Below are 12,828 nucleotides of genomic sequence, written 5' to 3' on the forward strand. Positions count from 1 at the left end.
TATGGAGTTAATGCTCTATCATATCAGGCACACTTGCCAAGCACATACGGGGACATCTGATGCTCACCATTTCTGCCATCTCGGCATTCAGTGACAACTATATATGGTGTCTTGCAGACCCAGACACAGGTAAAGCGCTGATTGTAGATCCAGGCCAGGCCAAACCAGTACAAGACTACCTTGCTGAGCATGGGCTGACACTTGATACCATTTTGGTTACCCATCATCACCCGGATCACGTAGGCGGCGTAAAGGCACTGGTTCAGGACTATCCTGATTCCCGTGTCATCGGGCCGGCCGACTCACCTTTTAAGGGTAGCACCAGCTTTGTTCACCCGGGCGATGAAGCCGTGTGGGAAAATGTCACATTCCAAGTCATGAGTGTGCCTGGGCATACTCTGGATCACATTGCGTTCTTTACCGATGCTGAAATTGCCGGTCGCCCGGCCCTCTTTTGTGGCGACACGCTCTTCGTCTGTGGCTGTGGCCGCCTTTTTGAAGGCACCGCAGCCCAGATGATGGAGTCCCTAAGGTCTCTCAGGGAACTGCCTGACACCACGGCGGTATATTGTGCCCATGAATACACTCTGGCCAACCTTCGCTTCGCCCGGAGCTGGCTACCAGGCGACAGTAAACTCGAAGCCTTTGAACGTCAGTGTATGAAGCGCCGAGATAACGGCGAACCGACCGTGCCTTCAATTCTTGCGGATGAGAAACAGCTCAACCCGTTTTTGCGTTGGGACGATCCTGCCGTCGTGACGGCGGCGAAACAGTACTGTTCAGAGCAAGGCCTGCCAGCAGATTCTGAGCGTGCAATTTTCGCTGCCATACGACACGGCAAAGATAATTTCTGAGCAGTTAACATTTTCTCTCACCACCGTAACGAGAGAGCTGTTGACCACTGGAAAGACGCTCCCATAGAATTGTTTAACCTCTTGCTCGTAACTTACTAAATATGCCGGGTTTTTAGACATAAAACCCAGCATTAAATCAGATCCGGAAATCGCCTATGTCGGTTAAACGATTACCCCTGCTAATGTTTCTTGGCACCCTGGCAGGCGGCTGCAGTTCTCTTTATCTAGCAGCAGACACAGCCTCAGAAAGCCCCCTTGATTCAGACGAGGTAACTCTTGCGGCCGGCGACGAGGGACTGAAAGAATCCGTTGAAACCGGCGAAGACAGCGATTCCATGCGGGACGAACCGCTTGATGACGCCATAGCGCCAGAACTCAAGGCAGCAGCACGGGAAGCTCGAGAGAAACTCGACAATCCCGAACAGAAGGTTGCGGATGAGACGTCTGAACAGGCGGATATGTGGGATCGGCTGCGGGCTGGTTTCGTTCTTGACCATGACGTGGACAGCAAACGCGTTCAGGAACAACTGAACTGGTACGCGCGACACCCAAACTATATCAATCGGGTAGTCGAACGCGGCAGCCGATACCTGCACCACATAGTGAACGAAACAGAAAAGCGAGGCTTGCCTGCAGAATTTGCCCTGCTGCCCATTGTTGAAAGTGCCTTCGACCCGTTCGCTTATTCCCATGGCCGTGCCGCTGGACTCTGGCAGTTCATACCATCTACCGGCAAGTACTTCGGCCTTACCCAAAGCTGGTGGCACGACGACCGTCGCGATGTAATTACCGCTACTGACGCGGCCCTCACCTATCTCGACCGTTTGACCAACCGGTTTGATGGCGATTACACCCTGGCCTTGGCTGCCTATAACAGCGGCGGCGGCACGGTTTCCATAGCCATGCGCCGTAATCGAAAAAGCAATAAACCACAAGATTTTTGGTCTTTGCAGTTGCCACAAGAAACCCGGCATTACGTACCCAAGCTAATCGCTTTGGCAAAAATATTTGACGACCCACAAGCCTATGGCATTGAGCTTCCCGCACTGAAGGACGAGCCGTATTTCGATGTGGTCGACACAGGTGGGCAGCTAGACTTGGCCCAGGCTGCCGAACTCGCAGGTGTGGATATTGACGAGATTTATCTACTCAACCCTTCCTATAACCGCTGGGCGACGTCGCCGGAAGGGCCTCACCGCCTGCTGGTACCGCATCAGAATGCCGATACTTTCCGTACGGCCCTGGCAGACATTCCCGCAGACAAGCGAGTGTCCTGGCGCAATTATGTGGTTAAGTCCGGCGATAGCCTAAACACCATCTCTCGCAAATTCTCCACCACGCCTGCGGTGCTCCTGCAGGTGAATAGTCTCAATAGCGACCTTATCCGTATTGGTCAGCGGCTGATGATTCCATCGGCCTCCAAAAACTCCGACACTTATGCGCTGAGCGCATCCAAACGACTTGAACGTAAACAAGCCAAAAAACGGGACGGCAACAAACTGCGCTACACCGTACGCCGGGGCGACACCTTCTGGGATATTGCTCGCGAGCATCGGACTACCGTGCGGCAAGTCTCTGCGTGGAACGGCATGGCGCCTGGTGACCCCCTTATTCCCGGCAAAGAACTGGTAATCTGGTCAAAGACTGCTCAACCTACCCTTGCATCGGCCGGCAGCACTCGCGGTAAAGCCATGGTTCGTAAGGTGGGGTACCGCGTACGCGAAGGTGATTCCTTAGCGCGCATTGCCAATCGTTTTTCGGTGAATGTGCGGGACATCGCAAGCTGGAACGATCTGAACACCTCTCGTTATCTGCAACCCTGGCAAAGTCTGGTACTCTACGTTGACATTCGGAACAGCCCCTAAAAATCATCGGTTTACGAGAGACCTATGACAACAATACGAACAGTCTCAAGTCTTGCATCGGTTTTTTCATTCTTGGCCCTGCTGACCAGCCCCGGTGTTGTTTTTGCCAACAGCTCAGCACCTGCTTCCCAAGCCTCAGAACTGGCTCCACAAGCTGTTCATGGTATGGCCATGCATGGGGAGCCAAAATACCCTAAAGGGTTCAGCCACTTCGATTACATCAACTCCGAGGCACCCAAAGGCGGCGCTCTGAAAATGGCGATAGTCGCCAACGGTTTTGATTCTTTCAATCCATTCGATATTCGTGGCGTGGCTGCAGCGGGAATTAGTAACTATCTCTACGACACCCTCCTTGAATACTCAGCGGATGAGCCATTTTCCATGTATGGTCTCATTGCTGAATCGCTAGAAACACCAGAAGACCGTAGCTACGTGGTTTTCAATCTAAGAAAAGCAGCTCGTTTTCAGGATGGCGAACCCATCACTGCAGAAGACGTGAAGTTTTCATTCCAAATCCTAACCACCAAAGGTCACCCATTTTACCGGAATTATTATGCGGATGTGAGCAAGGTGACGGTTGAAAACGACCACCGTATTCGCTTTGATTTCAAGAAAACGAGCAACCGCGAACTGCCTCTGATTCTCGGACAAATACCCATTTTGCCCGCCCACTACTGGGAGGATCGAGAGTTTGGGAAGAACGGCCTTACGCCTCCCGTGGGCAGTGGTGCCTATCGTATAGGCAACTTTGAAGCTGGTCGCTCTATTGTGTATGAACGGCTGGATGATTATTGGGCAAAAGACCTTGCGGTTCGAAAAGGCAGGTTTAACTTCGACCAAATTCGCTACGACTACTATACCGACGACACAGTTGCGCTAGAGGCCTTCGAAGCCGGCAGCTTTGATTTCAGGGTAGAGACATCAGCCAAAAACTGGGCCACGGCCTACACCGGCGATAAATTTGATGACGGCGCGATCATTAAGGAAGCCATTGAACACCACCGTCCCACTGGCATGCAGGGGTTCGTGTTCAACACCCGAAAAAATGTTTTTAAAGACCCGCGAGTCCGGGAAGCACTGACCTACGGCTTTGATTTCGAGTGGACTAACAAAAACCTGTTCTATGGCCAATATGCCCGCACCAACAGTTACTTTGAGAACAGTGAACTGGCTGCAACTGGATTGCCATCGGGCCGGGAGCTGGACATTCTCGAAAAGTACCGGGGGCAGCTAGATGAAGATATTTTCACCAAGCCGTTTAAAGCACCCACCACTGATGGTAAGCAAGGCCTCAGGCATAACTTACGCACGGCCATGGGTCTTTTGCGCTCAGCCGGCTATGAGGTTCGTGATGGCAAGATGATACACGTCGAAACCGGCAAGCCTCTTACGTTCGAGATCCTGCTGTTCCAGAAAACCTTTGAAAGAGTTGTGCTGCCTTTTAAAAACAATCTGGCCAGGCTCGGCATTGATGTGTCAGTGCGCTTGGTAGACAGCAACCAATACGTTCAACGTGTGCGTGAATTCGATTACGACATGATCACTCAGAGCATCGGCCAATCCGACTCCCCAGGCAATGAGCAGAGAGAGTACTGGCACTCATCCACGGTAAACGCCAACGGCTCTCGCAACTACGCCGGGGTGAGCGATCCGGTGGTCGATCAGCTCGTGAGCTTGGTGATACAAGCCCCAGACCGGGATGAGTTGGTGCAACGCACCCGCGCTCTCGACAGGGTTTTGCTTAACGGATATTACGTAGTTCCCCTCTGGCACCTGGCAAAAGATCGTGTCGCCTACTGGAGCCACCTGAAGCATCCGAAGACAACACCCAAAAACGGTACGGACCTCGATAACTGGTGGGCTGAGCCCTGAGGAAGCTGCCGCTAAATGGGCATCTATATACTCCGGCGCCTGGCGCTGATAATCCCTACTCTGATCGGCATTCTGCTGCTCAACTTTGTGATCGTACAGGCAGCCCCTGGCGGCCCTGTTGAGCAGCTGATTGCAGAGATGGAAGGCCATGGTGGCAATGCCTTGGCACGGGCTTCTGGTGGCGACACAGGCGCAGAGGTTTCCAGTGCCTCCAGTGATCGGCGAGGCTCCCGCGGCATTCCCGATGACATGCTGAAAGAAATCGAAGTGATGTATGGCTTCGATAAACCGGCTCATGAGCGTTTCTTCAAAATGCTCAAAGACTACGCCACCTTCAATTTTGGCGATTCGTTCTTTCGCGATAGAAGCGTGACCGAGCTGATTCTCGATAAAATGCCTGTTTCTATTTCTCTGGGTCTCTGGTCCACGCTGGTTATCTATTTTATTTCCATACCCTTGGGAATCCGAAAAGCGGTTTCAGACGGTTCCCGTTTCGATGTGTGGAGCAGTTCTGCCATCGTGATCGGCTATGCTATCCCCGGTTTCCTATTCGCCATTTTGCTGATCGTTCTCTTTGCTGGCGGCAGCTACTTCGATTGGTTTCCACTGCGAGGACTTACCTCTTCAGACTTCGATCAGCTCAACTGGTATCAAAAGGCCGGAGATTATTTCTGGCATCTTGCACTGCCGGTAACCGCTAACGTGATCGGCGGCTTTGCCACCCTCACCCTACTTACGAAAAACTCGTTCCTTGACGAAATCGGCAAGCAGTATGTGGTAACGGCTAGAGCCAAAGGCCTAGACGAAAACCAGGTTTTGTATGGCCACGTATTCCGCAACGCCATGCTAATTGTGATTGCCAGCCTGCCAGGCGTGCTGGTTTCCCTGTTCTTTACGGGTTCGCTGCTGATTGAGGTTATTTTCTCCCTTGATGGCCTTGGCCTTCTGGGCTTTGAAGCCGCCTTGAACCGAGATTATCCAGTCATCTTCGGCACCCTCTTTATATTCACTCTGATGGGCTTGGCGCTCAAGTTGATCAGCGACATCACCTACGTGCTGGTTGATCCCCGCATAGATTTTGAAAGCCGGGAGGGGGCGTAACGTGAAGGCGCTAACCCCGATTCAGAAACGCCGTCTACGAAACTTCCGAAACAACCGCCGCGGCTTCTGGTCGCTATGGGCATTTCTGGCGATTTTTGGGCTGACACTGGTAGCGGAGTTGATCTCAAACGATAAGCCGCTTGTTATTTCGTACCAAGACACGCTGTATTTTCCAGTCGTGGAGAATGTTCCAGAAGAGACCTTTGGCGGGTTTTTGCCTACGAATGCAGATTACCGGGATCCTTTCATCGCTGACGAAATTCTAGCCAATGGCTGGATGGTTTGGCCCCCTATCCGCTTCAGCTACGACACCATTAACTACGACCTTGATGTGCCCTCGCCTGCACCACCGAGCGCTGAAAATTGGTTAGGCACGGACGATCAAGGCCGTGATGTTGCTGCGCGGGTGATCTATGGTTTCCGTATATCCGTTTTGTTCGGGCTAACACTCACCATTGCCAGCTGTATCGTTGGGGTGATCGTGGGTGCCATACAGGGTTTCTACGGCGGTAAGATTGATTTGATCGGCCAGCGCTTTATCGAAATTTGGTCCGGCCTGCCGGTTCTATACCTTCTGATTATCCTTTCCGGCATAGTGCAGCCGAACTTTTGGTGGCTTTTGGGCATCATGTTGATGTTCAGCTGGATGGGGCTAGTGGATGTGGTTCGAGCAGAGTTTTTGAGAGCCCGAAATTTTGAATACGTGAAAGCGGCCCGAGCATTGGGACTTAATAATCGGAAGATCATGTTCCGGCATATTTTGCCCAACGCTATGGTGGCAACGCTGACGTTTTTGCCGTTCATTCTCACCGGCGCAATTACCGCCCTCACTTCTCTGGACTTTCTGGGCTTCGGTTTGCCTTCGGGCTCGCCGTCCCTCGGGGAGCTTATTGCCCAAGGCAAGGCCAACCTACACGCTCCCTGGCTGGGTATATCGGCATTTGTGTCTCTATCACTGATGCTGACCCTGCTGGTTTTTGTAGGTGAAGCCGTGCGTGATGCCTTCGACCCACGCAAAAATGGATGAGAGAAGGGATATGAACGAGTTATTAGAGATAACCAATCTCTCAATCTGCTTTAATCAGGGCCAAAAGGCAGTGGACTCTCTATCACTCAGTCTGCAACCGGGTGAGACTCTGGCCTTGGTTGGCGAAAGCGGTTCCGGTAAATCTGTCACTGCCTTATCTATTCTGCGGTTGCTGGATGAGCGGCATGCGAGCTACCCGAGCGGCGAAATCCGTTACCGGGACGAAGATCTGCTTCAGGCATCGGTAAAACGGATGCGCCAGGTTCGCGGGCGGGAGATCAGCATGATTTTCCAGGAACCCATGACGTCCCTGAACCCACTGCATAGCGTGGAGAAGCAGATCAGCGAAACCCTTGAGCTTCACAAAGGCATGCGCGGCCCTCAAGCCAAAAAACGCTGCTTGGAGCTGCTGCAGCTGGTGGGCATCGAGACCCCAGAAAGTCGCCTCGGCTCCTACCCTCACCAGCTTTCCGGCGGTCAGAAACAGCGGGTGATGATTGCCATGGCTTTGGCCAACGAGCCAGATTTATTGATCGCTGACGAGCCAACCACGGCTCTAGACGTAACGGTTCAGAAACAGGTACTGGAATTACTGCAAGATTTGCAGCAGAAGCTTGGCATGGCTATTTTGCTGATTACTCACGATCTCACGATCGTGCGCCGCTACGCCAACCGGGTGGCGGTTATGGAGCATGGTAAACTGATTGAAGAGCAGGAAACGTCAGCCTTGTTTGCATCGCCCAACCACGCTTACACCCGCAAGCTTCTAAACGCTGAGCCGCCCGAGGCGCCCCTAGCTCAGGCCATAGGTGACAAACCTATGCTGAATGTAAGTAACCTGGATGTACGATTTACTGTCCGCAAAGGGCTGTTCGGCAAAGTGAAAGATTATTTCCATGCGGTTAAACGTGTCAGCTTCAGCCTCAATCGCGGCCAAACTCTTGGCATTGTGGGTGAAAGTGGTAGCGGGAAAACCACTATAGGCCACGCCCTTGTAAAATTAACCGCCAGCACTGGCAGTATAGAGTTAGATGGGCAGGAACTGGCGGGACTAGACCAAAACGCATTTCGACCTTGGCGGCGCAGGGTTCAGATTGTTTTTCAGGATCCATTTGGCAGCCTAAGCCCACGCATGTCCGTTGCTGAAATCGTTCGGGAAGGCTTGGAAATTCATGATTCTGAAAACCACGAACACCATGATCAGAAAGTGATAACTGCACTGCGCGATGTGGGCCTGGATCCTGAGGCAAGGCACCGCTACCCGCACGAGTTTTCTGGAGGGCAGCGTCAACGCATTGCCATTGCCCGGGCCCTGGTTCTGCAGCCAGACCTTATGATTCTGGATGAGCCCACATCGGCATTGGATCGCACGGTTCAGAAACAGGTCATAGAACTACTTCAGGATATTCAGGCGCGCTATGGTCTAAGCTATATCTTTATCAGCCACGATCTGGCCGTTGTTCGGGCACTCAGTCATCAGTTATTGGTGCTCCGGCAGGGAGATATTGTGGAATACGGAGATGCTGGTGACATTTTCCGGGCGCCGGCCGAACAGTACACACAAGAGTTACTTCACGCGGCGTTTTTCTATCATCAGAAAGATGTCACTATCACTACGACTATTTGAGCGTTACGCCTGCCGGGATACTTCGGGGATAATGCACCAAAATCAGGAACACAGGGAGAATCACCCATGGGATTACTCAGTGGCAAGAAAGCGCTGATTGTTGGCGTAGCCAGCAAACTGTCTATTGCATACGGCATTGCGGACGCCTTTGCCCGCGAAGGCGCGGAATTAGCCTTCACCTACCAGAATGAAAAGCTTCAGCCTAGAGTAGAAAAATTCGCCGCAGGATGGGGTAGCGAATTGACCTTCCCTTGCGACGTAGCCAGCGATGAAGAAATCGAGAATGTTTTTAAAGAGCTGGGCAAGCACTGGGACAACATCGACATCATCGTTCACGCTGTTGGCTTTGCGCCCGGGCATGAACTAGACGGCAACTACGTGGATGCAACAACTCGTGAAGGCTTCAGAATTGCCCACGATATCAGCTCCTACAGCTTTGTTGCCCTGGCCAAGGGCGCACGCTCCATGATGCACGAAGGCAGCTCCCTGCTCACGTTGAGCTACTTGGGCGCTGAGAAAGTGCTTCAGAACTACAACGTGATGGGCCTCGCCAAAGCGTCGCTGGAATCCAACGTGCGCTACATGGCAGCAAGCCTGGGCCGTGATGGTATCCGTGTGAACGGTATTTCTGCAGGGCCAATCAGGACACTGGCGGCTTCTGGCATCAAAAGCTTCCGCAAGATGCTCTCCGAAAACGCCAGGCGCGCTCCGCTACGTCGGAATGTGACCACAGATGAAGTGGGCAACGCCGCAGCCTTCCTGACTTCCGATATGGCCAGCGGTATTACCGGTGAAATTATGTACGTGGATGCCGGGTTCAACATTACCGGCATGGGCGAACTCGAAGAATAAGCAGCTCGAGTTACGTTTCATGCAAAAAGCCAGCTACACGCTGGCTTTTTGCTAGCTAAGGCGCTGCCATAGCATTTGCGACAGCTTCTACCCACTCTACATACGCTGTCTGATCGGATTCGATTATCCGAACCCCCGCCAAGTAATCTGGCTCATCAGCACAGCACCAGACCACCTCTAACGTAAGGAAAAAGGGTTCTGCCTGAGCGCTTAATGAAACAGTAGCTGGATACAGAGCACCGGGAGAAAGCGGCTCACTGGAGATCAGATTTAGCCCATTTGTAGAAATATCACGAATCTCGCAAACCATCTCACGCCCCGGTGTGCATGGCACGTGCTCACCTCCGGGGAAACTGGCTTCTAGCTCCAGAGTTACCCGTGCACGAGCTGTCAAACGGTACTGCATGCGATTGTCTGGCCCAGTAGTCGCCCCATCCAGTGTTCCAAACGTATAATCAGTCTCTTTCATTGCTCGTCCTGGCTTCTTTTTGTTAACTGACCCATCAGCTTCGTCCGCCACGAATCCGGCCTACCACTTGGCTTAGCGTGTCATCAAATTCAGCCGCACCACCCAATACACGAATTTTGCCCTCAACAATGCCCAGCACCAGTTCATCGTCAAGGAATTCACGGCGATTGAGCCCCAACTTATCGACAAATATCAGCTTACGGGACGCGTTCGTGCGAACGGCCAACTTGAGCCTGCTGGCTTCTTTCTCCGGCCGGTCGGCATCCACCAAAACCCATCCACCAAGACTGATTTCGGCCACATGCTTTTGTGCCAGTAGTGTTTTTTCTCTATACACACGTTCATGTTCGGCTTGTTCGTTAGCCAACCGCTTTTCTTCTGCGTCCTTACGCTGGCGCTCCAAGTCTGCTTTTCGCGCAGCTTCTTGCTCCTGGCGCTTCAATTCTACCGCCTCTCTCTCTCTTCGCAGAGCATCTGCACGAGCTCTAGCTGCTTCAGCCGCTTGCTCGCGCTGTTTACGCTGTTTTTCACATGCTCCCGCCAACAACTCTACGGTGTCCTCAAGCACCTCACCAAACGGTGTCTGAGCCGGCAGAGGACGAATGCCTCCACCACTATGTGCCTGACAGAACTCTTGCCAGGGCTGAAGGCCAAGTTTCACCCCACCGCCGTTTGTCCAAAGGATTTCAGCGGTCTCTTCAAGTAGGGCGAAAAAGTACCGACGCTGCTCGGCCGCGCCTTCACCCTCAACAAACCATCGGCCCTCAAAAGGCTCGAACGCCTCCAGCGGTATCGCTTCAAAACCAAGCCAGACCGGGTTCCATGGAAAGTTGTCAGTTTTCGATAGGGCATCAACCAGTTCGGGGGTCTCTCCACGCAATCTTGACATCATAACGGTGCCGATTCCGGCCAGTGCATTGGGCGTAAGCGGACGATCAAATACGCGGTTCCACACCTCCACAAGCCGGTCACCTAGATGCTCACCCACATGATATAACCGGTCTCGGTCCTTATCAGACAGCGATGGGTCGCCCACCCAAACCAGCCATTCAAGCAGCTTGTTGCCGTGCCGGCAGGTCTCACCGTTAACACCAGCGTCCCATACAGCTTGTTTCAGCAACCCTTGCCAGCGATCAAAGATAAAATGGAGTACCGGCTGTGGCAACTTTCGCCCCTGCAGAGCACGGCCAATCAGCGCCCGTGATGTTTGATCTGCTCGTCTCTGGCGTGCCGCACCCTGTTCGGTTGCCAACAAACGCTCGCGCAGCTTACCTGTCTGAGCGTTACGCTTTACAGAATCATCCTGCCACTGCCCACAAAAGACATCGACAGCCTCGGTAGTGCCAGATTCAAAACCTACAGAAACTGCGATAACCAACGCATCCAACTGATCAAGCAGAGACTTGGATGAACGCCCGCCAGAGTTACTCCACCCCCGCCACTCCTGAAAGCTGTCGAGCCAAACAAGTAATGTGTCACTAAACGCCTGGTGGCCGTCAAGGTTCATGCGCCAAGCGAGATAAAACCGCAACCGTGCAATACGACTGACAAGCGCGGTGTGCAGCCCACTGGTTTTCAGGAATACGTCCATGATGCGATCGGCCACATAGGCGGCATTGATTTGACGCACGGACCAGTTGAGATGTACGGAGCGTAGAACGTGAGTTACGCGCTCGTCTCGTTGTTCTGTCCAGCACGAAAACAATAAAGGCTGCCAGTCACTTACGGATTCTGGCGCCAGCTTTCCTGCAGGATAAGGCAGGTCCGGGACACGAATGCCGGCGAGCACATCGTCAATTTTCTTGGCGGCTGCCTTTCGTGAGGCCACTTGGTGCGACTTCGGCCTGCTGTGTGACATCCATTCCCCGTGCTCAAGAAGCGTTGAAAAGGCCCAGTAAATAAAGCAGTATAACCAACTCGCCGGGGTTGACCACAACCGGGTCCGGCGCCAATCGCGCTAATTTTCAGTCCTGCTGGATTATTGAACAAAACAGCCGGGCGGCAATGGTAAGAATCGGGGAAACAGCAGAACATGTCCGGCAATAAACTTGAGAATCTGAACGTGGCGAGTCAGGAAGCACTGATTACCCCTGAAACGCTCAAACAAGACATGCCGCTCGCCGGCAATGCAGCACAAACCGTTGCCAATGGCCGTCAGGCGATTTACGACATTATCGACGGTAAAGACCATCGTTTGTTTCTAGTCGTAGGCCCCTGCTCTATTCACGATACTGAGGCGGCACGGGATTACGCTGCACGACTCAAAAAACTATCGGATGAAGTCAGCGACACCTTGCTCATTGTTATGCGTGTGTATTTTGAAAAACCACGAACAACGGTTGGCTGGAAAGGCCTGATCAACGACCCGCACCTGAACGACACGTTTGATATCGAACGCGGCCTGCACTTGGGTCGCCGCCTTCTGCTCGACATCAACGAGCTCGGGCTGCCGGTCGCAACCGAAGCTCTCGACCCAATCTCGCCTCAGTATCTGCAAGATACAATTGCTTGGTCAGCGATTGGTGCCCGGACCACGGAATCCCAAACTCACCGTGAGATGAGCAGTGGTCTTTCAATGGCGATCGGCTTCAAGAACGGCACCGATGGCAGCCTGGATGTTGCTGTAAACGCCATGAAGTCTGTTTCTTATTCCCACAATTTCCTGGGCATTGATCAACAAGGCCAAGTGGCCATTATCCGCACCAAGGGCAACCAATACGGACACGTGGTTCTGCGAGGAGGCGGTGGCAAGCCAAATTACGACTCAGTCAACGTAACCCTTTGCGAACAAGCGCTTGATAAAGCGGGATTGCGCAAGTCCATCATGGTGGACTGCAGCCACGCCAATTCCAGCAAAGACCCAGCTATTCAGCCGCTGGTTATGCAGGACGTTAGCCATCAGATCCAGGAAGGCAACACGTCTATACAGAGCCTGATGATTGAAAGCAACATCAACTGGGGCAACCAGTCTATTCCCGAAAATCTGGAAGAACTAAAGTACGGCGTATCAGTGACCGATGCCTGTATCGACTGGGAAACCACAGAAAAAGCCATTCGCGATATGCGTAACAGGCTTAAGGATGTTCTGCCAGGCCGTATTGCAGGCTAAATCCTGACATAGGAAAATGTAGTGAGCTTAGCGCCATTATACGAACAAAAAC

At 52.7% G+C, this 12,828-nt stretch carries 10 protein-coding genes; 8 read left to right on the forward strand and 2 right to left on the reverse strand.

The window, feature by feature from the left end:
- Positions 1–59: 59 nt before the first annotated feature.
- The 7 genes from gloB to ACTH3S_RS01695 all read left to right on the forward strand — a co-directional run bounded on the left by gloB (position 60) and on the right by ACTH3S_RS01695 (position 9,198).
- On the forward strand, positions 60–854 hold the full coding sequence (gloB, locus tag ACTH3S_RS01665) for a hydroxyacylglutathione hydrolase (protein ID WP_441807284.1): 795 nt from the start codon (positions 60–62) through the stop codon (positions 852–854).
- 155 nt (positions 855–1,009) lie between these two features.
- Positions 1,010–2,719 carry a LysM peptidoglycan-binding domain-containing protein gene (locus ACTH3S_RS01670; protein ID WP_441807285.1) on the forward strand — a complete coding sequence of 570 codons (1,710 nt, stop codon included), beginning with the start codon at positions 1,010–1,012 and terminating at the stop codon, positions 2,717–2,719.
- A gap of 24 nt (positions 2,720–2,743) precedes the next feature.
- Entirely contained in the window at positions 2,744–4,591 is a 1,848-nt protein-coding gene (locus ACTH3S_RS01675; RefSeq protein ID WP_441807286.1) for an extracellular solute-binding protein, read from the forward strand.
- 15 nt (positions 4,592–4,606) lie between these two features.
- A complete protein-coding gene (locus tag ACTH3S_RS01680; protein WP_441807287.1) occupies positions 4,607–5,692 on the forward strand; it encodes a microcin C ABC transporter permease YejB in 1,086 nt (361 codons plus the stop codon).
- 1 nt (position 5,693) lies between these two features.
- Complete coding sequence (locus ACTH3S_RS01685; RefSeq protein ID WP_441807288.1) at positions 5,694–6,719, forward strand: ABC transporter permease; 1,026 nt, start codon at positions 5,694–5,696, stop codon at positions 6,717–6,719.
- Positions 6,720–6,729: 10 nt separating this feature from the next.
- Positions 6,730–8,346 carry an ABC transporter ATP-binding protein gene (locus ACTH3S_RS01690; protein WP_441807289.1) on the forward strand — a complete coding sequence of 539 codons (1,617 nt, stop codon included), beginning with the start codon at positions 6,730–6,732 and terminating at the stop codon, positions 8,344–8,346.
- A gap of 66 nt (positions 8,347–8,412) precedes the next feature.
- The gene (locus ACTH3S_RS01695; RefSeq protein WP_441807290.1) at positions 8,413–9,198 is read left to right on the forward strand and encodes an enoyl-ACP reductase FabI; all 786 of its coding nucleotides are present in this window, start codon (positions 8,413–8,415) and stop codon (positions 9,196–9,198) included.
- A 55-nt stretch (positions 9,199–9,253) separates the two neighbouring features.
- Here the strand turns inward: ACTH3S_RS01695 and ACTH3S_RS01700 are convergent, their stop codons facing one another.
- Both ACTH3S_RS01700 and ACTH3S_RS01705 read right to left on the reverse strand, forming a co-directional pair.
- Positions 9,254–9,667 (reverse strand): PilZ domain-containing protein, encoded by a 414-nt coding sequence (locus ACTH3S_RS01700; RefSeq protein WP_441807291.1) that lies wholly within the window; start codon positions 9,665–9,667, stop codon positions 9,254–9,256.
- Positions 9,668–9,701: 34 nt separating this feature from the next.
- Positions 9,702–11,525 (reverse strand): DUF1631 family protein, encoded by a 1,824-nt coding sequence (locus ACTH3S_RS01705; RefSeq protein ID WP_441807292.1) that lies wholly within the window; start codon positions 11,523–11,525, stop codon positions 9,702–9,704.
- Between the two features lie 174 nt (positions 11,526–11,699).
- Between ACTH3S_RS01705 and ACTH3S_RS01710 the strand changes: the two genes are divergently transcribed.
- Positions 11,700–12,776, forward strand: coding sequence for a 3-deoxy-7-phosphoheptulonate synthase (locus tag ACTH3S_RS01710; RefSeq protein WP_441807293.1), 1,077 nt, complete (start codon positions 11,700–11,702; stop codon positions 12,774–12,776).
- Positions 12,777–12,828: the final 52 nt, after the last annotated feature.

This window comes from Marinobacter sp. (assembly GCF_052094685.1).
Taxonomy (GTDB): Bacteria; Pseudomonadota; Gammaproteobacteria; order Pseudomonadales; family Oleiphilaceae; genus Marinobacter.

What these genes read in the sequence shown, in the direction of transcription:
- ACTH3S_RS01670 (WP_441807285.1), top strand. Translation starts at nt 1,010, where the DNA reads ATGTCGGTTAAACGATTACCCCTGCTAATGTTTCTTGGCACCCTGGCA.
- ACTH3S_RS01680 (WP_441807287.1), top strand. Translation starts at nt 4,607, where the DNA reads ATGGGCATCTATATACTCCGGCGCCTGGCGCTGATAATCCCTACTCTG.
- ACTH3S_RS01705 (WP_441807292.1), bottom strand. Translation starts at nt 11,525, where the DNA reads ATGTCACACAGCAGGCCGAAGTCGCACCAAGTGGCCTCACGAAAGGCA.
- gloB (WP_441807284.1), top strand. Translation starts at nt 60, where the DNA reads ATGCTCACCATTTCTGCCATCTCGGCATTCAGTGACAACTATATATGG.
- ACTH3S_RS01700 (WP_441807291.1), bottom strand. Translation starts at nt 9,667, where the DNA reads ATGAAAGAGACTGATTATACGTTTGGAACACTGGATGGGGCGACTACT.
- ACTH3S_RS01690 (WP_441807289.1), top strand. Translation starts at nt 6,730, where the DNA reads ATGAACGAGTTATTAGAGATAACCAATCTCTCAATCTGCTTTAATCAG.
- ACTH3S_RS01675 (WP_441807286.1), top strand. Translation starts at nt 2,744, where the DNA reads ATGACAACAATACGAACAGTCTCAAGTCTTGCATCGGTTTTTTCATTC.
- ACTH3S_RS01695 (WP_441807290.1), top strand. Translation starts at nt 8,413, where the DNA reads ATGGGATTACTCAGTGGCAAGAAAGCGCTGATTGTTGGCGTAGCCAGC.
- ACTH3S_RS01710 (WP_441807293.1), top strand. Translation starts at nt 11,700, where the DNA reads ATGTCCGGCAATAAACTTGAGAATCTGAACGTGGCGAGTCAGGAAGCA.